This is a genomic window from Flavobacterium agrisoli, assembly GCF_016522065.1.
Taxonomy (GTDB): domain Bacteria; phylum Bacteroidota; class Bacteroidia; order Flavobacteriales; family Flavobacteriaceae; genus Flavobacterium; species Flavobacterium agrisoli.
Window position 1 is genome coordinate 1,139,832 of the sequence record NZ_JAEHFV010000001.1, and the last position, 20,473, is coordinate 1,160,304.

Annotated in this window: 23 protein-coding genes; 19 read left to right on the plus strand and 4 right to left on the minus strand. The window is 33.6% G+C overall.

Annotated features, from left to right (window positions below; genetic code table 11):
• The first annotated feature begins 16 nt into the window (after window positions 1–16).
• From I5M07_RS04880 to I5M07_RS04960, 17 genes are all read left to right on the plus strand, one after another.
• Complete coding sequence (locus tag I5M07_RS04880; protein WP_200105072.1) at window positions 17–400, plus strand: RidA family protein; 384 nt, start codon at window positions 17–19, stop codon at window positions 398–400.
• Window positions 401–431: 31 nt separating this feature from the next.
• Window positions 432–1,685, plus strand: a complete 1,254-nt coding sequence (locus I5M07_RS04885; protein WP_200105151.1) for a voltage-gated chloride channel family protein — start codon at window positions 432–434, stop codon at window positions 1,683–1,685.
• A 67-nt stretch (window positions 1,686–1,752) separates the two neighbouring features.
• Window positions 1,753–2,760 (plus strand): DHH family phosphoesterase, encoded by a 1,008-nt coding sequence (locus I5M07_RS04890; RefSeq protein WP_200105073.1) that lies wholly within the window; start codon window positions 1,753–1,755, stop codon window positions 2,758–2,760.
• On the plus strand, window positions 2,761–3,408 hold the full coding sequence (gene gldI / locus I5M07_RS04895) for a gliding motility-associated peptidyl-prolyl isomerase GldI (RefSeq protein WP_200105074.1): 648 nt from the start codon (window positions 2,761–2,763) through the stop codon (window positions 3,406–3,408). It begins immediately after the preceding gene.
• A gap of 17 nt (window positions 3,409–3,425) precedes the next feature.
• Window positions 3,426–4,556 (plus strand): peptidylprolyl isomerase, encoded by a 1,131-nt coding sequence (locus I5M07_RS04900; protein WP_200105075.1) that lies wholly within the window; start codon window positions 3,426–3,428, stop codon window positions 4,554–4,556.
• Between the two features lie 28 nt (window positions 4,557–4,584).
• The gene (locus I5M07_RS04905) at window positions 4,585–5,754 is read left to right on the plus strand and encodes a peptidylprolyl isomerase (protein ID WP_200105076.1); all 1,170 of its coding nucleotides are present in this window, start codon (window positions 4,585–4,587) and stop codon (window positions 5,752–5,754) included.
• A gap of 398 nt (window positions 5,755–6,152) precedes the next feature.
• Window positions 6,153–7,058: a hypothetical protein gene (locus I5M07_RS04910; RefSeq protein ID WP_200105077.1), complete on the plus strand. Its 906-nt coding sequence runs from the start codon at window positions 6,153–6,155 to the stop codon at window positions 7,056–7,058.
• Window positions 7,059–7,137: 79 nt separating this feature from the next.
• Window positions 7,138–7,668 (plus strand): hypothetical protein, encoded by a 531-nt coding sequence (locus I5M07_RS04915; RefSeq protein ID WP_200105078.1) that lies wholly within the window; start codon window positions 7,138–7,140, stop codon window positions 7,666–7,668.
• 12 nt (window positions 7,669–7,680) lie between these two features.
• On the plus strand, window positions 7,681–8,097 hold the full coding sequence (gene csgH / locus I5M07_RS04920; RefSeq protein ID WP_200105079.1) for a curli-like amyloid fiber formation chaperone CsgH: 417 nt from the start codon (window positions 7,681–7,683) through the stop codon (window positions 8,095–8,097).
• A 29-nt stretch (window positions 8,098–8,126) separates the two neighbouring features.
• Window positions 8,127–8,426 (plus strand): CsgE family curli-type amyloid fiber assembly protein, encoded by a 300-nt coding sequence (locus tag I5M07_RS04925; protein WP_200105080.1) that lies wholly within the window; start codon window positions 8,127–8,129, stop codon window positions 8,424–8,426.
• A 15-nt stretch (window positions 8,427–8,441) separates the two neighbouring features.
• Entirely contained in the window at window positions 8,442–8,849 is a 408-nt protein-coding gene (locus tag I5M07_RS04930) for a curli production assembly/transport component CsgF (RefSeq protein ID WP_200105081.1), read from the plus strand.
• Between the two features lies 1 nt (window position 8,850).
• Window positions 8,851–10,221 carry a CsgG/HfaB family protein gene (locus I5M07_RS04935; protein ID WP_200105082.1) on the plus strand — a complete coding sequence of 457 codons (1,371 nt, stop codon included), beginning with the start codon at window positions 8,851–8,853 and terminating at the stop codon, window positions 10,219–10,221.
• Window positions 10,222–10,252: 31 nt separating this feature from the next.
• A complete protein-coding gene (locus I5M07_RS04940; protein WP_200105083.1) occupies window positions 10,253–11,746 on the plus strand; it encodes a carboxypeptidase regulatory-like domain-containing protein in 1,494 nt (497 codons plus the stop codon).
• 148 nt (window positions 11,747–11,894) lie between these two features.
• Complete coding sequence (locus tag I5M07_RS04945; RefSeq protein WP_200105084.1) at window positions 11,895–13,073, plus strand: AIR synthase related protein; 1,179 nt, start codon at window positions 11,895–11,897, stop codon at window positions 13,071–13,073.
• 97 nt (window positions 13,074–13,170) lie between these two features.
• Window positions 13,171–13,536, plus strand: coding sequence for a hypothetical protein (locus I5M07_RS04950; RefSeq protein ID WP_200105085.1), 366 nt, complete (start codon window positions 13,171–13,173; stop codon window positions 13,534–13,536).
• An 18-nt stretch (window positions 13,537–13,554) separates the two neighbouring features.
• Window positions 13,555–14,160 (plus strand): GNAT family N-acetyltransferase, encoded by a 606-nt coding sequence (locus I5M07_RS04955; RefSeq protein WP_200105086.1) that lies wholly within the window; start codon window positions 13,555–13,557, stop codon window positions 14,158–14,160.
• A gap of 166 nt (window positions 14,161–14,326) precedes the next feature.
• Window positions 14,327–14,770 carry a hypothetical protein gene (locus I5M07_RS04960; RefSeq protein ID WP_200105087.1) on the plus strand — a complete coding sequence of 148 codons (444 nt, stop codon included), beginning with the start codon at window positions 14,327–14,329 and terminating at the stop codon, window positions 14,768–14,770.
• A 39-nt stretch (window positions 14,771–14,809) separates the two neighbouring features.
• Here I5M07_RS04960 and I5M07_RS04965 read toward each other — a convergent pair whose 3' ends face one another.
• Both I5M07_RS04965 and I5M07_RS04970 read right to left on the minus strand, forming a co-directional pair.
• Window positions 14,810–15,334, minus strand: coding sequence for a hypothetical protein (locus I5M07_RS04965; protein ID WP_200105088.1), 525 nt, complete (start codon window positions 15,332–15,334; stop codon window positions 14,810–14,812).
• A gap of 72 nt (window positions 15,335–15,406) precedes the next feature.
• Window positions 15,407–16,276 (minus strand): AraC family transcriptional regulator, encoded by an 870-nt coding sequence (locus I5M07_RS04970; protein ID WP_200105089.1) that lies wholly within the window; start codon window positions 16,274–16,276, stop codon window positions 15,407–15,409.
• Window positions 16,277–16,717: 441 nt separating this feature from the next.
• On the opposite strand from I5M07_RS04970, the gene I5M07_RS04975 reads away from it, so the two are divergent.
• Both I5M07_RS04975 and I5M07_RS04980 read left to right on the plus strand, forming a co-directional pair.
• Entirely contained in the window at window positions 16,718–17,128 is a 411-nt protein-coding gene (locus I5M07_RS04975; RefSeq protein ID WP_200105090.1) for a DUF3244 domain-containing protein, read from the plus strand.
• A 302-nt stretch (window positions 17,129–17,430) separates the two neighbouring features.
• Window positions 17,431–17,847 (plus strand): T9SS type A sorting domain-containing protein, encoded by a 417-nt coding sequence (locus I5M07_RS04980; protein ID WP_200105091.1) that lies wholly within the window; start codon window positions 17,431–17,433, stop codon window positions 17,845–17,847.
• 152 nt (window positions 17,848–17,999) lie between these two features.
• Here I5M07_RS04980 and I5M07_RS04985 read toward each other — a convergent pair whose 3' ends face one another.
• Both I5M07_RS04985 and I5M07_RS04990 read right to left on the minus strand, forming a co-directional pair.
• Window positions 18,000–18,899, minus strand: a complete 900-nt coding sequence (locus I5M07_RS04985; protein WP_200105092.1) for a glycerophosphodiester phosphodiesterase family protein — start codon at window positions 18,897–18,899, stop codon at window positions 18,000–18,002.
• Between the two features lie 2 nt (window positions 18,900–18,901).
• Window positions 18,902–20,470 carry a calcineurin-like phosphoesterase C-terminal domain-containing protein gene (locus I5M07_RS04990; RefSeq protein ID WP_394369038.1) on the minus strand — a complete coding sequence of 523 codons (1,569 nt, stop codon included), beginning with the start codon at window positions 20,468–20,470 and terminating at the stop codon, window positions 18,902–18,904.
• Window positions 20,471–20,473: the final 3 nt, after the last annotated feature.

Sequence of the window (20,473 nt, forward strand, 5' to 3'; positions counted from 1 at the left end):
AAAATATAACCAAAAAATGAAAAGAGAAAACATCTTAACGGGATCTCCGTGGGAAGACAAAATGGGATATTGTCGTGCCGTACGCATTGGCAATATTATCGAAGTTTCGGGAACTGTTGCTATAGTTGACGGCGATAAAGTAAAAGCCGATGATGCTTATGCACAAACTTTAAACATTTTGGAACGAGTAGAAAAAGTTCTAGAAGATTTGAATGTAGGCATGAAAGATGTAATTCGTACTCGAATTTTTACTACCGATGTCAAGACTTTTGAAGACGTAGCAAAAGCACATGCTCAATTTTTTAAAGATATCAAACCCACTACAGGATTTTACGGAATCAACGAATTAGTTTCTCCTGATTATATAGTTGAAATTGAATTTACAGCTGTAGTTCACTAATTTTTAATACCAAACACCGATTCTGATCTTGATAAAAACAACCGCAATACAACGTCATTTTTTATTATTCTGCAAATGGCTCGTTATCTGTTTATTGATTGGTTTTTTATCTGGTTCAGCATCGGCGTTTTTTTTAGTTGCCTTGCAATGGGCTACTGATTTTCGTATCGCGCACCATTGGATAATATGGCTGCTACCTTTCGGTGGATTTTTAGTAGGCTTAAGCTATTTTTATTGGGGAAAAGAAGTAGTTAAAGGAAATAATCTTTTATTGGAAGAATACCATCAGCCACAAAAAACAATTCCATTTAAAATGGCGCCATTGGTACTTTTTGGAACAATTATAACGCATTTATTTGGTGGCTCAGCCGGAAGAGAAGGAACTGCGGTACAAATGGGAGGTGCCATTGCCGATCAATTTCAATGTTTTTTTAAACTCAGCATTTCCGACAGGAAAACACTTCTTATTTTAGGAATTAGTGCTGGTTTTGCCTCAGTTTTTGGCACACCTCTAACAGGGGCTATTTTTGCAGTTGAAGTGGTTTATTTCAGTAAAATTAATTACAAGACTATTCCACTTAGTTTTATTACTGCGTATGCGGCCTATTATACTGTCGAAATGTGGCAAGTTGCGCATACCCATTATCAAATTCCTTTTGTTCCTCCTTTAAGTTTATCCCTCACGGGCTATTCCGTTGCAGCCGCAATACTATTTGGCTTGGCCGCAATGTTGTTTTCTAGAGGTACTCATTTTTGGAATTCCCTTTTCAAAAAAATCAACTTCCCTCCTTTTAGACCTTTACTTGGCGGCTTCATTTTAGCACTGGTATTTTTAAATTTTAATTTTGAAAAATTCGAAGGTTTAGGAGTTCCCACAATTGTAACAGCTTTTAAAACTACAAGTGATTGGCCTGATTTCTTATTAAAAATTCTATTTACCAGTTTCACTTTAGGAGCAGGATTTAAAGGCGGCGAAGTTACTCCTCTGTTTTTTGTTGGTGCCACTTTAGGAAGCGCTTTATCCGTTGTTATTCCTTTACCTATTGCACTTTTGGCTGGAATGGGATTTGTGGCCGTTTTTTCGGGTGCCACCCATACTCCAATTGCCTGCACTATCATGGGTATTGAATTGTTTGGTATTTCTTGCGCGTTATATGTTGGTATTGCGTGTGTTATTGCATATTTTGCCTCGGGAACAGTCGGTATTTATCAATCGCAAATTGTGTTGGGACCAAAATATACTTTTTACCAAAAATTAAGGATTCGAAATTTAAAAAACCTGTAATTTCTAAAAGGATGTTAATCTTGCAAATGTTTTCAGGTTTACCACAAAAAAATGTAAATTCGCACACATGAAAACAGAAGACATCCAAGCTATTAAAGCGCTTTTAGCAACTCCAAAAAAAATTGCCATAATTCCACATCGAGGTCCAGATGGCGATGCAATGGGTTCTACATTAGCCTTATACCATTTTTTAAAAAAATTCAATCACGAACCAACCGTTATAGCTCCTAATGAATTTCCTAATTTTTTAGCTTGGCTTCCAGGTTCTGAAACCTTAAAAATTTTCGAAAACGAAACTTCTTTGTGTACCGAAATTTTAAAAGAATCCGATTTAATTTTCACGCTCGATTTTAATGCTTTGCATCGTACAGGCGAAATGGAACATACTTTGGCCCAAATGAATGCGCCTTTTATTATGATCGATCACCATCAGAAACCGGATGATTATGCGGCTTATACTTATTCGGATACTTCTTTTGGTTCTACCTGCGAAATGATTTACAATTTTATCGTTTTTATGGATCAAAAATTTGCCTTAGACAAAACCATAGCTACCTGCATTTACACTGGAATTTTAACCGATTCGGGTTCTTTCCGATTTCCAGGAACAACAGGAAATACCCATCGCATTATTGCCGAATTAATTGATTTAGGCGTTGAGAATACTCAAATTCCAATTTTGCTTTTCGATAACAATTCATTTAGTCGATTGCAGTTATTAGGTCGGGCTTTGCAAAACATGAAAGTTTTTCGCAATTACAAAACCTCTTATACTACCTTAACACAGACAGAATTAGATGCTTTTGATTACGAAAAAGGTGATACTGAAGGAATTGTAAATTACGGTTTAAGCATGAAAGGAATTCATTTTACCGCTATCTTTATCGAAAATAAAGACGAAAAAATTATCAAAATTTCATTCCGTTCACAAGGCAGTTTTGATGTAAACGAATTTGCTAGAATGCACTTTAACGGTGGTGGACATCAAAATGCAGCTGGAGGAAAATCCACACTTTCTATGGAAGACACTATAACTAAATTTGAAGCGTTATTATCCAATCTTAATATACAATAAATGGCATTTAATTATTACAAAATAAGCTTTTTAGTACTGCTTGTAAGTTTTCTTTCGGGAAGTTGCCAGAAAGAAGAAGGAGCTCGAAAACCCATTTCTAGAGCGTCGGGTAGTTTTATGAAACAATCGGTAGAACGAAATAAGAAATTAGTCGCTACCGAAGAAGATCAAATAAAGGCAATTATCAAAAAAAATCCAAAAATTGATTATATCGCTTCTAAAAAAGGCTATTGGTATTATTATGATATCCAAAACACAACCGATACGCTTACTCCAAAAAAAGGAGATGTTGCTTTTTTTACTTACGAAATAAAAAATCTAAAAGGCGAAATCATTTATTCGGAATTGGAATTGCGTCCGCAAACTTATTATGTAGACAAAGAAGAAATCATGATGGGACTGCGAGACGGAATAAAATTAATGCATAAAAAAGAAAAAATAAACTTCCTTTTTCCTTCGCACATTGCCTACGGTTATCATGGTGATAATAAAAAAATTGGCGTAAACCAACCCATTATTTGCACGGTAACTTTAACCAATTTTGTTTCTGAAAACACGTATAAAAAATACACAGGACAACCAAAAACACAAGCTACAACAACAGCTCCTGTAGCCACCGAAGCTCCTGTAAACGACACCCTAAATTAACTTTCAATATTTTAAAAATGAAAAAAAAGATTGCAATTTTACTATTATTAGTTACTGCCTTTTATTCCTGTAAAGACAAACACAGCAATTTGCCCGATGGTTTGTATGCCGACATCGAAACCAGTAAAGGAAATATTATTGTAGCGCTAGATTATAAAAAAGCGCCTATAACAGTAGCCAATTTTGTGACACTTGCCGAAGGTAAAAATGAATTTGTAACACATCCGGAACTTAAAAACAAACCTTTTTTTAACGGTTTAAAATTTCATCGTGTTATTCCCGATTTTATGATTCAAACGGGTGACCCACTTGGAACAGGATCTGGTGATGCGGGTTACAAATTTAAAGATGAAATCACCGATTTGGATTTTTCTAACCCTGGAGTTCTCGCCATGGCCAATAACGGACCGGCAACCAATAGCTCTCAATTTTTTATTACCCACGTACCAACACCTTGGCTTCAAGGAAAACACACTGTTTTTGGTCATGTTGTAGAAAACGGAATGGAAGTGGTAAACAAAATCAACCAAGATGATTTATTAATCTCTGTTACTATTATTCGAAACGGAGAAGCCGCTAAAAAATTTGATGCTGTAAAAGTATTTGGTGATTATTTTAAGGAAGAATCAAAAGCTTTAAAAGCGCAACAAGATTTAGAAGCTAAAAATAAAGCAGAATACACGGCTAAATACAAAGCTGTTATTGACTCAAAATTAAATTTTTTAGCAGAAACCAAAGCAAAATCAACCAAAACCAAAACAGGTTTACAGTATACCATTATTAAAAAAGGAACTGGCAAAAAACCAAGTACAGGACAACAATTATTTATTGATTATGCTGGATTTTTAGAAGATGCAACTCTTTTTGATACCAGTATGGCAAGTGTTGCCGAACAATTTGGGAAATTAGACCCTGCGAGAGCAGCAGCCGGACAATACAACCCAATTCCATTTCAAGCAGGCAGAAAAGACGGAATGATTCCTGGGTTTATTGAAGGAATCGAACAACTTTCGTTTGGTGACAAAGCCGTTTTATTTATCCCTACTCATTTAGCCTACGGTGTTACGGGTGCCGGAAATGGCGTTATTCCACCAAATGCTAATATCATTTTCGAAATTGAATTATTAGAAAAAGCACCTCAACAATAACATTTAAAATTCAACTAAAACAAAAAGCATGAAACTCAAAATCATACTTTTAAGCTTGATTACTACATTGTCGCTTCAAGCTCAAACCAACAAAAAGAAAGTTAATACAGATGGACTTTTTGCAACCATAACAACTAATAAAGGGACGATTCTACTTCAACTTGAATACCAAAAAAGTCCTATTACCGTTGCCAATTTTATAACTTTAGTAGAAGGTAACAATCCGTATGTAACCACTTCTGATTTAAAAGGAAAACCTTTTTATGACGGATTAAAATTTCACCGTGTTATTGCCGATTTTATGATTCAAGGTGGTGATCCGCTAGGAAATGGTTCTGGTGGTCCTGGATATTCGTTCAAAGATGAATTCAACGACGCATTAAGATTTGATAAAGGAGGTATTTTAGCGATGGCCAATTCGGGTCCTAAAACCAACGGAAGTCAGTTTTTTATAACTCATAAAGATACCCCTTGGTTAAATGACAAACACACTATTTTTGGACATGTTACCGAAGGAATGGATGTTGTCAACCAAATTTTAATGGATGATGTCATCACCAAAGTAACGATTACGCGAAAAGGAAGCGACGCTAAAAAATTCGATGCTAAAAAAATATTTACCACCTATTATGAGAACAAAGCGGAAGATGAAAAAAAAGAAGCTTTGTTAGCAGAAGAAAAGAAAAAACAAGCAGCCGCTTTAGCTTTGGAGAAAGAAAAAGAATATAAATTAAAATACGCTCCCGTTATTACGGCAAAAGCAACCGAATTATCTGAAAGCAAAAAAACAGCTACTACTACTCCAACTGGATTAATGTATAAAATAACGTCGAAAGGAAGTGGCGAAAAACCTGCAGAGGGTAGCACACTTTATTTTCATTATGCCGGTTATTTTGAAGACGGATCGCTGTTTGATAGCAGTAAAGAAGAGATTGCAACTGCGTATGGCAAACACGATAACAACCGTGCCGCACAAGGCGGGTACAGTGCGTTTCCCTTTCCTGTTGGTCGTCAAGATGGCATGATTCCTGGGTTTACCGAGGCTTTAAGCTTACTAAATTACGGTGATAAAGGTATTTTTTACATCCCTTCTAATTTAGCTTATGGCGAACGAGGCGCTGGTGGAGTAATTCCGCCAAATGCCACTTTAATTTTTGAAATTGAAGTTTATAAAGAACAACCAGCTCCTAAAAGTTAATATTCAATTTTAAAAAATCAAATCCGTTTTAAGGCATAATCAGGTCGTTTTGGAAATTCCAAAACGACCTGATTTTTTTATTGCACTCTATTTCATGTTATAAAAATGAAATAAAAGTTCTTAAATGTTTATTTTTTTTAACACTAAATTTTGTCAGATAAGTAGTTCGTCGGGATTGTGCAGCAGTTCATCGAAAAATCACCTTTTTCTGAATAAAACAGGTGTTTTTACTTGGTACGTTCGAAAAAAGTTATCTAAATTTGACTTGTGAAAATGAAATAAATGATAGGACAAAAATGAATTAAAGATAAAAAATTTCACAAAAAATTACAGGATTCCCAAATCCACTCACTACCTACATGATAAGTTGTATTAATAACCAATTAAATATATTTATTATGAAAAAAGTAGTTTTAAGCGTCTCAGCGATGCTATTTGTAGGAGCAATAGGATTTGCTCAAGAAAACAGTCAAGATACCTATCAATTAGGTGATCATCAACAATCTAGTGTTACCCAAGATGGTATGCAAAATGCCGCTGTTGTACGTCAAGGTGTATTACCAAACACTTCTATTAGCTCTTCTTGGAATGAATCAACAATAAAACAAAAAGGAGAATTGAATAGATCTTGGGTATCACAAAATAATTTTAGCAATTTAGCGGATCAAAAACAAATTGGTAATTCTAATTCTGCTGTAATTTGGCAAGATCAAGTCGCAGGAGCTCCAAACGCTACAAAGGGTAATGATAATGCTTATCAAACTCAAACAGGAAACAACAATACTGCCGTAATTGACCAAGGAACCGCTGGTAACTGGAGACCAACTGGAGCTGCAGGCTCAGGAAGTCCATCTGCAACAGCATATGACCAAACAGCTCCAACTTTAGCATCAGTAAAAACTAATTTTACAGTTGATCAACAAGGTTTTATAGATGCTGTAACTAGCAATAGTGGAACTCCTACGGATGCCTTAGTTACTCCACATGAAAGCAACACAGCGACACAAAATCAAAAAGGTAACTACAATGTTGCTTATGCTAGTCAAGGAGGAACCAACAATGAATCAACTCAAATTCAAAATTCTGGAACTGCTTCTGAGGGAGAAGGGAATAAATCTGTTCATTTACAATATGGAAATCATAATAAAGCTTGGAGTTCACAAACAGGAACATCTCATATAGACAACATGGGGCAAATTGGAAAGTATAATACTTCTAATTTAACGCAAACAGGTAACAATCAAGCTAGTTTAGTATTTCAAAAAGGAAATTCTAACACTTCTAACGTAACTCAATCAAACTAATCACAATATTAGTATTGAAAATAAAAAAGAGATAGTCCTAACTGGCTATCTCTTTTTAAAAACTTTAATTCCAGCAAAAATGAAAACTTATAAATTCCATATCGTTTTTTTGGGGTTATCTATTTGGGCTACTGCTTTACATGCTCAATCCAACAAAGAAGAAAATCCTGAATTTAAAAATTACAGTTCAGCTGTTTTTGATTCTAAAAATTCATCTTTAAGTATTGTTTCAAAGATGGCTAAATCCGAACAAAAACAATTAAATCAACAATTGCAGCAAGGTGTACTCATACAGCAAATAGGCGATTTTAATACGGCAACTGCTATTCTTAAAGCGAAAACTACCAAAGTGGCAACAACCCAATTAGGTAATAATAATGATTTCCTTTTGGTAAAAAATGCTAAATCAATTACACAAAACATTGTTCAGCAAGGCAATAACAATAAAATAACCGATTTTACCTTGTATACTCACCGCGATGTAAATATGGAAATGATTCAAAAAGGGGACAATCAAAAAATCGAGAATTTTGGCACCAATTCGATTTCGGAGGACATGAAAATTACACAAAATACAAACGGAGCCAAAGTAATTTTAATTAATAAATAAAAACAGAATGAAATGAGGCTTTTAGAAAAATACGGTCTTCTAGTACTACTATTTTTTTGTCTTTTAACAACCCAAGCTCAAGTGGTTCAAGACGAAGTAAAAGCCAAAATTGAAGTACAAACTATTGAAGGAAATTTAGAGTTAACCGGTACAGCCGAAAATAAAACGCAGATTACCAAAAGTGCTTCGTATAAATTATCCATAATAAAAAATAACAAATCGAGTAAGAATCAATCCAATAATTCGCAAGAAGGTCTGTTTACATTACAACCTTTGGAGAAAAAAAAGCTATCAACTTCTCAAATTAACCTTTCCGAAAATGATGAAGTAATTGTACTGTTACTTTTTTATGATGAAAACCAACAAATTATCAGCAAAGACCGTCTGGTATTTGGAGGGGATGAAAATGAAAAAAAAAAGAGGATTTAAAAGCAGTCAATCCTGATCAAAGTTTTGTCATGAGAGGTATCATCTCTGACGATACCAAAACACGAATGGGGAAAGATTTTTACGATAAGTATTATTACAAATACAATGATATCGGAATAAATGCTGCACAAATAATAGTGATTACCGAAGAATATAGCTTTGCTCGAAATACCAAAATCACCATCACCATTGAAAATGAAACAGTGTATGAGTTTTTGACCCGGCCTGATGACGAATTTCTAGAAGCGGTTTCAGACGAAGCCATCAATGCAACTTATTATTATTTGAAGGAAAAAGAAAAGGAAAGCAAATATTTCACTCAATATTAATTTTATTTTTTTATTATGAAATTTTTATACACCACACTAATTCTGTTTTTTGGAGTATCTGCACTTCAAGCACAAGCATTAGTTTACAAACCAGTAAATCCTGCTTTTGGTGGAGACACTTTTAACTATCAATGGTTGATGAGTAGTGCCGAAAATCAAAACAAACTAAAAGACAAAACCACTGAAACAACTAAAGAAAAAACAGACTTAGAACGTTTTAAAGAAAGTCTTAATTCGCAATTGTTAAGCCAAATTTCGAGTCAATTGTATCGGCAACAATTTGGAACCGATGGCTTATCTGAAGGCTCTTATACTTTTGGAACTTATGCTGTTGATGTTTACCCCTCTTCCGATGGTTTGTCTGTAAATATTTTAGACACAGCCACAGGAGAGCAAACCCAAATCATAATTCCAAAAAAATAGCATGAAAATTTCTACCTACATTTCATTATTTCTACTTTTATTTTTATCTAGTTGTGGCGCTTATTACAACCAACCTACAGGAGTAGAACGGGCTGTAATTGGCGAAGGAACCCCCGCCACATCTTTATTAAAAGACCTTCCAAAACCCAAAGATAAAGTGGTAGTTGGGGTTTATAAATTTAGAGACCAAACCGGACAATACAAACCCTTAGAAAACGGAAGCAGCTTTAGCACAGCTGTTACACAGGGAGCAACATCTATATTAATTAAAGCTCTGGAAGATTCCAATTGGTTTATTCCGATTGAACGAGAAAATATTGGAAACTTATTACAAGAAAGAAACTTAATTCGTTCAACTCGCCAAGAATATGTCAAAGATGCCGACCCCAATGCGCCACAAATTTCTCCACTTTTGTATGCAGGTGTTTTATTAGAAGGAGGCATTGTTTCCTACGACTCAAATATTATTACTGGAGGCTTTGGTGCTCGTTATTTTGGTGCTGGTGCTTCGGTAAAATACCGACAAGATCGTGTTACGATATATTTACGAATGGTTTCTACTTCAAACGGAAAAATTCTAAAATCAGTTTACATATCCAAAACCATATTATCGCAAGCTATTGACGAAAGTTTATTTCGCTATGTCAATTTTAAACGACTTTTAGAAATTGAAACAGGTTATACAACCAACGAGCCTATTCACATGGCGGTAACAGAAGCCATAGAAAAAGGAGTTGAATCTTTGGTTTTGGAAGGTTTAAAAGAAGGGATTCTTCAATCAACGGACGCTAAAGAAATAGTAGATGCTAAAATTCAAGCCTACGACAAAGAGAAAGAGCTAGCTGATAAGTCTTCCATGTACGGCCGAGTTTTAGACCCAAAAAGAACCAAATTTGGTATTGAAATTACAGGAGGTACTACCTTAATGGATGGAGATTATGCCAATCCGCTTGCCCGACCTTTTGGTAGAGGTGCTTTAAAATATTTTCTTTCGGAAAGCATTAATTTATCGGCTTCAACCAATGTATTAAAGTTAGCCAATAAAAATAATTTGGATGTAGGCTATATTACAACCGACTTAAATATGGAATGGTTATTACTTCCTAGAGATAATTTTTCACCTTTTGTTTATGGCGGTGGTGGATATGGTTTTACCCGAAAATTTGAAAACACACACGGTAAAGTACAATTTGGAGCTGGTTTAGAATATTTATTATCCAATAGGATTGGTCTTAAACTTTTTGGCGAATACAACATCAATTTTTCGGATAATATCGATTATATCGAAACTGGAGTTAGAGACGACTATTATTATAAATTCGGATTAGGACTCACCTTTTATTTAGGAAAAAAAAGAAGTAAACTGTTTTAATTATCCCTAAATCAATTAAAAAAACAATCTAATGAAACATCTAATATATGCCATACTGTTTTTTAGTTTTATCGCTGTCTTTTCTGGATGCAGTGAAGAAAAAATTGACGGAAGCGATACTGTTTTCGGTACCGTAACAGGAAAAGTAGTTTCTAGTGACACATTCGAACCCTTAGCAAATGTAAAGATTTTTTCAAGTCCTACTTCTAGTACTGTTTTTTCAGACGAAAACGGAAATTTCACAATTAGTAATATTAAGGTAGGCGAATATTCCTTACAAGCTCAAAAAGACGACTATTTAACCAAATTTGAATCTGTAACAGTTAACGAAGGCTTAGCTAGCGAGGTGGTTTTTGAAATGTCTAAAAACACAGGGCCAAATACAGCTCCAACAATTCCAACAGCTGTATCTCCTTTAGACAACGCCCTTAATCAAAGTATTACCACTAAATTATCTTGGGAAGCTACCGACGCCAACAATGATGTTTTAAAATTTACCGTTACGGTTAGAAATAGCGCTAATAATGACATTACCATTTTTTCTGATTTAACCGAAAAAGAACTAGAACTGACCAATTTATCTTATGGCGTTAAATATTTTTGGCAAGTAGCCGTTACAGATGATAAAAGTACAGCCGTTTTAAGTTCTGTTTTTACTTTTTCAACCATGTCATTCCCAAATACACGTTACCTGATGGTCAAAAAAATAGGAGATAATAATGTTATTTATGCGGGAGATGATACGCAAAAAACATTTCAAATTACAAGTACTGAAAAGAATAGTTGGCGCCCACGCAAAAACAATTTATCGAATAAAATAGCATTTATTCAATCTGTGGGAGCACAAAATCATATTTTTATGATGAATGCAGATGGAACAAGTAAAACTCAAATTACAAATGCGGTGCCTATAGCGGGATTTAATTCTAACTATATTGGTTTTTCATGGAATCAATCGGGTGATAAACTCATTTACCCCAATTTTGATAAATTATATGAAATAAACAGTAATGGTAGTGGTCTTCGAAAAGTTTTTCAAACGCCCAATGGAAAATTTATTTCGGAATGTGATTGGAGCGCTGATGGAACAAAAATTGTACTAAAAGTCAACGATATCAACGGTTATAATGTCGAAATTTATATCATTAACACAACCGGAGTAATAACCAATCAAGTTATTTCTGGGCAAAGTGGCGCATTTGGCGGTTTGAATTTTTCGGTTACCGGACAAAAATTAGTTTACACACGTGATGTATCAGGTTACGAAAACCCAATGTACAGACAGCTTGATGCCCGCATTTATGAATACAATTTTGCCACTTTAACTTCTTATCAAATTATAACTGAAAAACCATCGGGAACCAATGATTTAGACGTACGCTATTCGCCAAGCGAAGCAGAACTCATTTTTGTAAATACATCTAATGATGGTTTATCTATTCAAAATGTTGTAAAAACAACTATTGGAAAAACGGATTCTAGAACTATTCTTTTTTCCGGAAACGATATGCCTGATTGGGAATAACAAAACAATCTTTACCACTAACCAATTAACTAAAAAGTCCAAAGAAAATACTATTTCCTTTGGAATTTTTTTATTCCCTATGCTTATTACAACCCCTAATTAAAAAAACTGCTTATCTTTGCATCACAAAGCAACATACACAAATTTTATGAGTTCAGATACAAGCAAAAGGTACGCACAACGCGGAGTTTCAGCATCCAAAGAAGACGTACATAACGCCATAAAAAATATTGACAAAGGTTTATTTCCACAAGCTTTTTGTAAAATTGTTCCTGATTATTTAACCCAAGATGAGGATTATTGTTTGATTATGCATGCCGATGGTGCTGGAACAAAATCTTCTTTAGCTTATATGTACTGGAAAGAAACCGGAGATATTTCGGTATGGAAAGGCATTGCTCAAGATGCTTTAATCATGAACATTGACGATTTATTGTGTGTAGGTGCTACAGATAATATTTTGCTTTCATCAACTATTGGGCGCAATAAAAACTTAATTCCAGGTGAAGTAATTTCGGCCATTATTAACGGAACAGAAGAACTTATTAACGAATTAGACTCTTTTGGGGTTAAAATTCACTCAACTGGAGGAGAAACTGCCGATGTAGGCGATTTAGTGCGTACTATTATTGTAGATTCTACGGTTACTGCTCGAATGAAAAAAAGCAACGTAATTGACAATGCAAACATTAAAGCAGGTGATGTTATTGTAGGATTGGCTTCTTTCGGACAAGCTTCTTACGAAAAAAGTTATAACGGCGGAATGGGAAGTAATGGTTTAACTTCGGCTCGACATGATGTTTTTGGTAATTATTTAGCCAAAAAATACCCCGAAAGTTTTGATGCGGCTGTTCCCGAAGACTTGATTTATTCTGGTCAAGTACAATTAACCGATGCCGTAGCAAACAGCCCTATTGATGCTGGAAAATTGGTTTTATCGCCAACCAGGACCTATGCGCCTATTATCAAGAAAATTTTAGATAACTATACACCTAATGACATCCACGGAATGGTGCATTGCAGCGGAGGTGCACAAACTAAAATTTTACATTTTGTTGAAAATTTACACATCATAAAAGACAATTTATTTCCAGTTCCTCCTTTGTTTCAATTAATTCAGGAACAATCTAAAACTGATTGGAAAGAAATGTACCAAGTCTTTAACTGTGGACATCGCATGGAAATTTATGTTCCCGAAAATATAGCGCAAGACATTATAAACATTTCAAAATCGTTTAATGTTGATGCTCAAATTGTGGGTCGCGTAGAAACAGCAACACATAAAAAATTAACCATTACAAGCGAATACGGCGTTTTTGAATATTAATTTGGTTAGGAGCTAATCCCGTTATCTGCGTTCCAACCGTTAATTTCTAAAGAAAAACCTCTTTTCAATATTTTATTCACCTTTAAATTTAATGGTCATGTACGAATTGGTTTTTTGGAAATACCTTGACGATGTTTATTTGAATCATCAAGAAGTTTATGAAGCCTTATTGGATGAAAAAAACATCGACGGATTAGAAGAACTACCGGTAACCGTTATTTTTAATCGAATTGCTTCTGTTTTTTCAAAATGGGAAAAAGTAGACGAAAACAGTTGGCAAAATCCCAACGGAAAAGGCGCTTTTCAGGTAATTGCTACTCCGCAAAGCATCAAAATTGATTGTTACGGAACAGAAGGGAAAACGATGGATACTTTAGTGAATACATTGGAAGAATTTAAATGTGCATTGTACGACCCGCAAATTCCAGCCCGATATGACGAAATGTACGAAGACGAAAATTAAAATGGTTTTATAACTCGAATGAACACTTTTTTTGAGCAAAATATCATCTTGGAAGATGAGTTTGTACAATTACGTCCGCTACTTGAAACCGATGTAGCACATTTATTATCCATTTCTGAAAATGAACCCGAAACTTGGAAATATTCGCAGATTAAAGCCGATGGTAAAGAAAATCTAATCCATTATATCAAATTGGCTTTGCATGCCAAACAATTGCAAACACAATTTCCATTTATTGTTTTTGACAAAAAACAACAAAAATATGCAGGAAGCACGCGTTTTTATGATATTCAATTTCATAATCAAACTTTGCAATTGGGTTATACTTGGTATGGAAAAGACTTTCGAGGTACAGGCCTAAATAAACATTGTAAATTTTTGTTATTACAGTTTGCATTTGAAATCCTAAACATGGAACGAGTGGAATTTCGTGCCGATAACAACAACGAACGCAGTATTGCTGCCATGAAAAGTATTGGTTGCACGGTTGAAGGCGTCTTGCGAAGCAACATGCCTACAGGAGAAGGCACCTCAAGACGTGACTCGATTGTATTAAGTATTTTGCGTGAGGAATGGTTGGGTACTGTAAAAGAAAATCTTAAACAGAAATTACAAACTAAATAGAACATTGCAAAATGCGTGAGGGATTGCAGCGAAAATCCTTTTTGTTTTTTTTAAACAAAAAGATTGTAGCGTAAAGCCCGACCCTTGTGGTCACGCACAAAAACTACTTCGTAAAAACTGATATAAGTTTAAAAACTTTACGAAATTTACATTTAAAAACAGGTATATGAAAATAAATTTAAAATTTGGAATTGATCCGTTGGTGTTTGGCATGAAACAAAACGATGTTTCGAATGTTTTAGGAAAACCCGATAAAAATTATAAAGACGAGGACGACAACGTTATTTTTGTATACAATAAACACAAAATGCGTTTGACATTTTACCAAGAAGAAGATTTAAAATTGGGATATATTGTGGCTTCAAGTGAGGCTTTGGACGTTTTTGGTTTTAAATTAATTGGTCGAAATATTACCGATGTAAAAAAAGATTTGGCTACAAAACAAATTACCAAGTTTACACAAGAAGAATTTGACACATTTGAAAATTATTTTAACGAAGAAAACTGGTTTATTTTGCAAACCGAATTTAATGAAGTTGTAAAATTTGAATTAGGAGCCATCATCAACAACAAAGATGAGTTTGATTGGAAATTCAATCCGAAGAAATAATAAAAAAAAGGAAATCTCACGATTTCCTTTTTTTATAGCTTAATTTAATTTTTTAACCTTACTGTCATCAATATTGTATTTTTGAATGACCTGGTAATAATCCGAATAATCGGGTTTCGAAACCTTTTTAGCGTTAATTCCATCATCTCCTGGAACAATTACAATTCGGAACGTTTGGTTTACTCTTAAATCATTTGGAACTGTATTTAGATTAAAACCTTCTAAAAATAGGTTAATATCGGTTTGTGTAAAATCTAATTTATAACTAAAATAGAGCGTACCATCATCGTAGTAATAGGATTCGGGTATTGGCGACCATACATCTCGGCCATTTTCTACACCTTTTAATCTATAAATTAAAATAACATCGCCCGAATAAATGGCAGGATTCAAATCGGCGAAAACACTGTAGGAATTTGCATTGTCAAAAGTTACCCCGTTAACTTCAAAAACTTCGGCAATAAGTCCGTCTTGTCCAGGCATTCCTGGAGGTCCTTCTGGACCTTCGCAACTTGTAAAAGCAATAAATCCAACTATTGCTAAAAGAGTAAGTATCTTTTTCATCGTATTACATTTTTATGGTTCATATATAAAGGTATTTCAAAAACTGAACCAAAAAAAGAAAATCGACTAAAATTAAATCACCATTTTCAATTCTTGACGGTATTGCATGGCGCTTTTACCTGTATAGGCTTTAAAAAGTTTGCTAAAATGACTAAAATTATTGAAACCACTTTCATAACAAACTTCGTTTATACTTATTGACTTTTCGGCCAATAATTTAGAAGCATGGGCCAAACGGTATTCGTTTACAAAATTGGTAAAGGTTTTGTTAGTGATTTTTTTAAAAAAGCGGCAAAAAGATGGCTCCGTCATGCTTACCATTCCAGAAATTTCTTCTAAAGAAATGGGTTCTTGAAAGTTATCTTTAATAAAATTGAAAACCACATCAATTCGATCGTTGTCTTGCACTTGCATTTGTAACGAAAAACTATCGGCGTTTAACAATTCAAATTCATTCGAAAATTCCAATTCATTTAAAATAGTCAATAATGAAATCAATCTTTGAAAAGGCGATTGATTTTCCATAGCTTCAATTTTTTTTCCAACACTTATTTTGGTTTCTCCGGTAAACACCAATCCAGATTTGGCTTGTTTAAAAAGATTGTGGCAATTTTTCATTTCGGGTTTGTCAAAAAACTCATTGCCTAAAAAATCATGTTTGATATGAATGGTAGAAGATGCTACTTTTGAAGAATCCACATTTCCGAGTCCACAATGCGGCAAATTGCTTCCTATTAAGACTAAATCGCCATTTTCAAAATCGGAAACATGGCTACCAATTTGTCTTTTTCCAGAACCTTCATTAATATAGAGCAATTCAATTTCGGGGTGATAATGCCAATTATTAGGTTTCAAATTAGCGTTACCTTCTTGTTTCGAATACGAAAATGAGTTTCCAAAAGAGTGATTGATAATTTCTAAAGTAGGAGCTGTTGTCCTCATGACAATTCTTTTAAAATTCTTTACAAAATTAACAAAATCAGCTACAATTGTCATTCATTTTAACCTATAACGTTTTCAATTTTAAGAATTTATCAAATAATTAAAAAAATAGGCCTAAAAAAACATATTACTGTATTTTTTATAGGAATAAAAAAAAGAATGCTATTTTTAAAAAAGTTTCAAAAAGGAACATTTAAAAAAAAGCTTTAATTTTAGCTTATAAACGTTAAAAAAACGTAAGCTCAACCTTAATTCAGCATTAAACAATCTTTAATATTTTTATCAAAACAGCATACAATTGTGCATTATTTCAACTACATCGTTTTCTTTATTGAGAATTTAGCACACAAATTAGAAAAATACGAAACATTCTTAGCGAGTAGTTTGTTCTAATTTTACCTCAGCGAATTAGAACAAATAATTATAAAAAAAACTAAGGCTATGAAAACGATTTTAAAATTAAGTTTAGTGTGTGCATTATTATTTACAGGAGTAACTACTTATGCAGAGGGTGGAAATGGAGATTTTAAACTTCATGTTATTAAAAACGATAAAAACAAAATTAGCTTTTGTCTTAATCATGTAAAAAAAGCGAAAGTATCTATTTATGAAAAAGACGGTACTTTAGTTTATTCTGAAAATTCAGTAGGATCTAGCGAAGGAATTTTAAAAACTTTTAGTTTAGAAGAATTTCCAGCAGGAAAATACTTTTTAGAAATTGAAAACAATGATAAAAAAGTAATTCATGAAATTACGGTAACTTCATCTTCGGCTTCTTTATCTCGTAATGCTGTAACTGAAATTTACAAAAACAATATTAACGAAAGTAATTCAAACGTTGCTTCTAGATAAACAAAAAGCATTTTTTATACTAATATAGTTAGTAGCATTTATACGATGGAAGCGGCTCATTTTAGAGTCGCTTTTTTTATATAATTGATAAAAACCAACTTAAGCTACATTAACAAAACATTAAATTATTTTCATGGTATTTTAAAATACACCGACAATAATTCAAGAAATCAACTAAAACGTTTTCTTTATTGAGAATTTAGCATATAAATAAGAAAAAATCGTTGTACTATTTTAACCTCCCTTGAGGTAATTTTACCTCAGCGAATTAGAACTAAGAAATTAATTTAAAAAGAAAAGCTATGAAAACGATTTTAAAATTAAGTTTAGTATGCGCATTATTATTTACAGGAGTAAATTCGTATGCAGTAGATGGGAATGGTAGTATTGATTTTAAACTTCATGTAATTAAAAAAGAAGGAAGTCAGGTAACTTTTTCATTAAACAGAGTGAAACAAGCCAAACTTTCTATTTATGACAAAGAAGGTAATTTAATTTACAGCGAAAATGCAAAAGGTACTGAAGAAGGTATATTAAGAACATTCAATTTTAAAGAATTTCCTGCTGGAGGTTATGTTTTAGAAATTGAAAACGAAAACAAAAAAGTAATTCACGAAATTACTGTGGCAGATAACGCAACATACTTGTCACAAGCAGCTATTTCGGAAGTATATAAAGATAATTTCAATTCAAATATCACTACAGTTGCCTCACGATAGTGTTATTTAATTGAGGTTTTGGTTAAATAGTTAGTAAAGTTTGATTTGAAAAAGCAGCCTGTGGTTAGGGCTGCTTTTTTTATGGATTGAATTCTAAAATTAAATTTAGTTAAAAAAAAGAGTTGCTTTTATTATCTAAAAGCAACTCTTTTTTATTTCATTTTACTAATAACACGTTCCGGATAGTCGGTTATGATACCGTCAACATGTTTTTCTATCATATCTTGAATATCAATGTCATCATTAATGGTCCAAGGAATGATTTTTATTTTTTTTAATCTTAATGAATCACAAAAAGCATTAGTAACTAATTTATAGTGCGGACTATAAATTTCGGGGGTAAAATCCAATTGTGCTAAATTTTTTTCAATATTGGGTTTACTAGTTAATAAGGCTATTGTAACGGACGGATATTTTTTCCGAAGAATGTTTAATGGCATGGGATCAAAAGACTGAATATTAATTTTATGCAAAACGTCTTTAGCTTTTAAAAGAGCCATAACTAAATCAACGAATTCTTCTGGTTGTGGCTGACTAATACCATATTCTTTCTTATCGGATTTTATTTCGATATTATACCGAACAGGTTTATGGTGATTGTTTTTAATATACTTTTCGACAGTATCTATTACTTCAGCCAACAAAGGTTTGTATGTTTTAATTCTGCTTTGCTTTAAAAAATTAGGATTTCCTCTTGAACCAATATCAAATTTAGAAATGCTATCGTAATTCATGGTATGTAAATTAAACAAATGTTCCTGTTTTTTTGATATTGGTTTTCCATTTGGAGCAGTTACATATACCGAAGACATATAGGGCTCATGCGAAACAACCACTTTTTTATCGGCACTTATTACCACATCTAATTCAATTACATCGACTCCTTTTTCAACAGCACTTATAAAAGCAGGGATGCTGTTTTCTGGAAAATTACCGCGATCGCCTCTATGACCTTGTACTTCAATTCCAGAAACCGTATTCAGGCTTTTATTTGATTTACAAGCAGTTAAAACAACTCCCAAAACAATTAAATATATTTGAAAATGTTTCATAATTAAAGCGAATCAATTTTGTAGGTTTTAGTCGCTTTATGCTGGTTACCAAACATATCTGTAGCCTGAATTTCTATTGTATGTACCCCTAAGTCCAAATTAGCCGGAAGGTTTCCTCTCCATACATGCGTGCTGATAATAGGATCTGATGATCTTCTTCCTGGCATTAGTTGTTCTGTAGTATCCCACTCGTATACCAAAGCTACATACGAAGGATCTTGTTCTTTTACAAATTCCATGTCTTTCCAAACTCCACCATCAATTCGGTATTGAACTTGATCACCTTCTTTCCCCATAAAAAAATTAGCAAAGACACCCGCTTTGGTACGTTTGACTTTGGCTACCACTTTGGGCGCAAATAGTTCCATCTGATGTTCTTTGGGCTTACCTGCTACTTTATAGGATACATTATATTGATTTCCATTAAAATGAATAAATGCATACCCTTTTTGAGTTCCATCTCTCATTACCGAAATTGGAATGCCTTTTTCATCTAATTTACCCGAATACCAATCACCCGATGTGGTTCCTACATTATAATGGTGATGTGGTTTTTCTTGTAACCAACCTTCTTTTTTACCAAAAAAATCTTGACGTTGTATGTGCGTATGAGCAGACAGAGACAACGTATTAGGAAAATCTTGTAAAATTTTAAACAATTTATTACGATCCTCATCTCTAAAAGCATCCTCATCTGGCTCGCTTAATGGAATATGAAAAGCTAAAACAATCAAGTGGTCTTTAGGTACAAATTTTAAATCGTTTTCTATAAATTGCAGTTGGTCTTCCCGAAAACCACCCCAATATCCTTTTTGATCTCGTGGGTCGGGATACAAAACATCATCTAAAACTATAAAATGTACCTTGCCAAAATTAAAAGCATAATTAGCTGGTCCAAAATGCGCTTCATAAGTTTCGTCGGCCAATTTATCTTCGGTAGCATCAAAATTAAGATCGTGGTTTCCTAATAAATTATACCAAGGAATTCCAGTTTTCTTTACTGCTTGTATGTACGGATTAAATAAACTTAAATCATTACCTACTAAATCGCCCAAACTTAAGCCAAATGGAACATTTTTAATTCCTTCAACCTCAGCAACCACACCTCTGTAAAAATAGTCAACCTCCTCTAACGTATAAGGCTGTGGGTCTCCAAAAACCAAAGCCGTAAACTCATCTGGTTCATTGGTTTGATACAATCCAAAATTCAACAATTTCGGCAATTTTCCTGTGGGAGCAACTCCTGAAAATTTAAATTTCGGAGAACCTTCTGGTTTATAATTGTAAAAAAATTGCGGTAAATTATCTGAATTTAAAGGAATAGCATAACCCGATGGTTTAATAACAGCAATGATAGCATCATTAGAGATGGGTAATGAATATTTTCCGTTTTTATCGGTAAGCACCACTTCGGCACCATTGGTTACGGCTACGTTAGCAATTGGTTTTTCTTTACTTTCTTTTTTACCGTTGCGATTAACATCGTCATAAACATAGCCCGAAACCGTTTGTGCGGATAAGTAAGTTGAAAGAAACAACATACTTACAATATAATATTTTTTAAACATCATTTT

What these genes read in the sequence shown, in the direction of transcription:
- I5M07_RS04950 (WP_200105085.1), top strand. Translation starts at nt 13,171, where the DNA reads ATGTACGAATTGGTTTTTTGGAAATACCTTGACGATGTTTATTTGAAT.
- csgH (WP_200105079.1), top strand. Translation starts at nt 7,681, where the DNA reads ATGAGGCTTTTAGAAAAATACGGTCTTCTAGTACTACTATTTTTTTGT.
- gldI (WP_200105074.1), top strand. Translation starts at nt 2,761, where the DNA reads ATGGCATTTAATTATTACAAAATAAGCTTTTTAGTACTGCTTGTAAGT.
- I5M07_RS04910 (WP_200105077.1), top strand. Translation starts at nt 6,153, where the DNA reads ATGAAAAAAGTAGTTTTAAGCGTCTCAGCGATGCTATTTGTAGGAGCA.
- I5M07_RS04990 (WP_394369038.1), bottom strand. Translation starts at nt 20,470, where the DNA reads ATGATGTTTAAAAAATATTATATTGTAAGTATGTTGTTTCTTTCAACT.
- I5M07_RS04900 (WP_200105075.1), top strand. Translation starts at nt 3,426, where the DNA reads ATGAAAAAAAAGATTGCAATTTTACTATTATTAGTTACTGCCTTTTAT.
- I5M07_RS04890 (WP_200105073.1), top strand. Translation starts at nt 1,753, where the DNA reads ATGAAAACAGAAGACATCCAAGCTATTAAAGCGCTTTTAGCAACTCCA.
- I5M07_RS04980 (WP_200105091.1), top strand. Translation starts at nt 17,431, where the DNA reads ATGAAAACGATTTTAAAATTAAGTTTAGTATGCGCATTATTATTTACA.
- I5M07_RS04915 (WP_200105078.1), top strand. Translation starts at nt 7,138, where the DNA reads ATGAAAACTTATAAATTCCATATCGTTTTTTTGGGGTTATCTATTTGG.
- I5M07_RS04940 (WP_200105083.1), top strand. Translation starts at nt 10,253, where the DNA reads ATGAAACATCTAATATATGCCATACTGTTTTTTAGTTTTATCGCTGTC.
- I5M07_RS04880 (WP_200105072.1), top strand. Translation starts at nt 17, where the DNA reads ATGAAAAGAGAAAACATCTTAACGGGATCTCCGTGGGAAGACAAAATG.
- I5M07_RS04930 (WP_200105081.1), top strand. Translation starts at nt 8,442, where the DNA reads ATGAAATTTTTATACACCACACTAATTCTGTTTTTTGGAGTATCTGCA.
- I5M07_RS04955 (WP_200105086.1), top strand. Translation starts at nt 13,555, where the DNA reads ATGAACACTTTTTTTGAGCAAAATATCATCTTGGAAGATGAGTTTGTA.
- I5M07_RS04975 (WP_200105090.1), top strand. Translation starts at nt 16,718, where the DNA reads ATGAAAACGATTTTAAAATTAAGTTTAGTGTGTGCATTATTATTTACA.
- I5M07_RS04905 (WP_200105076.1), top strand. Translation starts at nt 4,585, where the DNA reads ATGAAACTCAAAATCATACTTTTAAGCTTGATTACTACATTGTCGCTT.
- I5M07_RS04960 (WP_200105087.1), top strand. Translation starts at nt 14,327, where the DNA reads ATGAAAATAAATTTAAAATTTGGAATTGATCCGTTGGTGTTTGGCATG.
- I5M07_RS04925 (WP_200105080.1), top strand. Translation starts at nt 8,127, where the DNA reads ATGAGAGGTATCATCTCTGACGATACCAAAACACGAATGGGGAAAGAT.
- I5M07_RS04985 (WP_200105092.1), bottom strand. Translation starts at nt 18,899, where the DNA reads ATGAAACATTTTCAAATATATTTAATTGTTTTGGGAGTTGTTTTAACT.
- I5M07_RS04945 (WP_200105084.1), top strand. Translation starts at nt 11,895, where the DNA reads ATGAGTTCAGATACAAGCAAAAGGTACGCACAACGCGGAGTTTCAGCA.
- I5M07_RS04935 (WP_200105082.1), top strand. Translation starts at nt 8,851, where the DNA reads ATGAAAATTTCTACCTACATTTCATTATTTCTACTTTTATTTTTATCT.
- I5M07_RS04965 (WP_200105088.1), bottom strand. Translation starts at nt 15,334, where the DNA reads ATGAAAAAGATACTTACTCTTTTAGCAATAGTTGGATTTATTGCTTTT.
- I5M07_RS04970 (WP_200105089.1), bottom strand. Translation starts at nt 16,276, where the DNA reads ATGAGGACAACAGCTCCTACTTTAGAAATTATCAATCACTCTTTTGGA.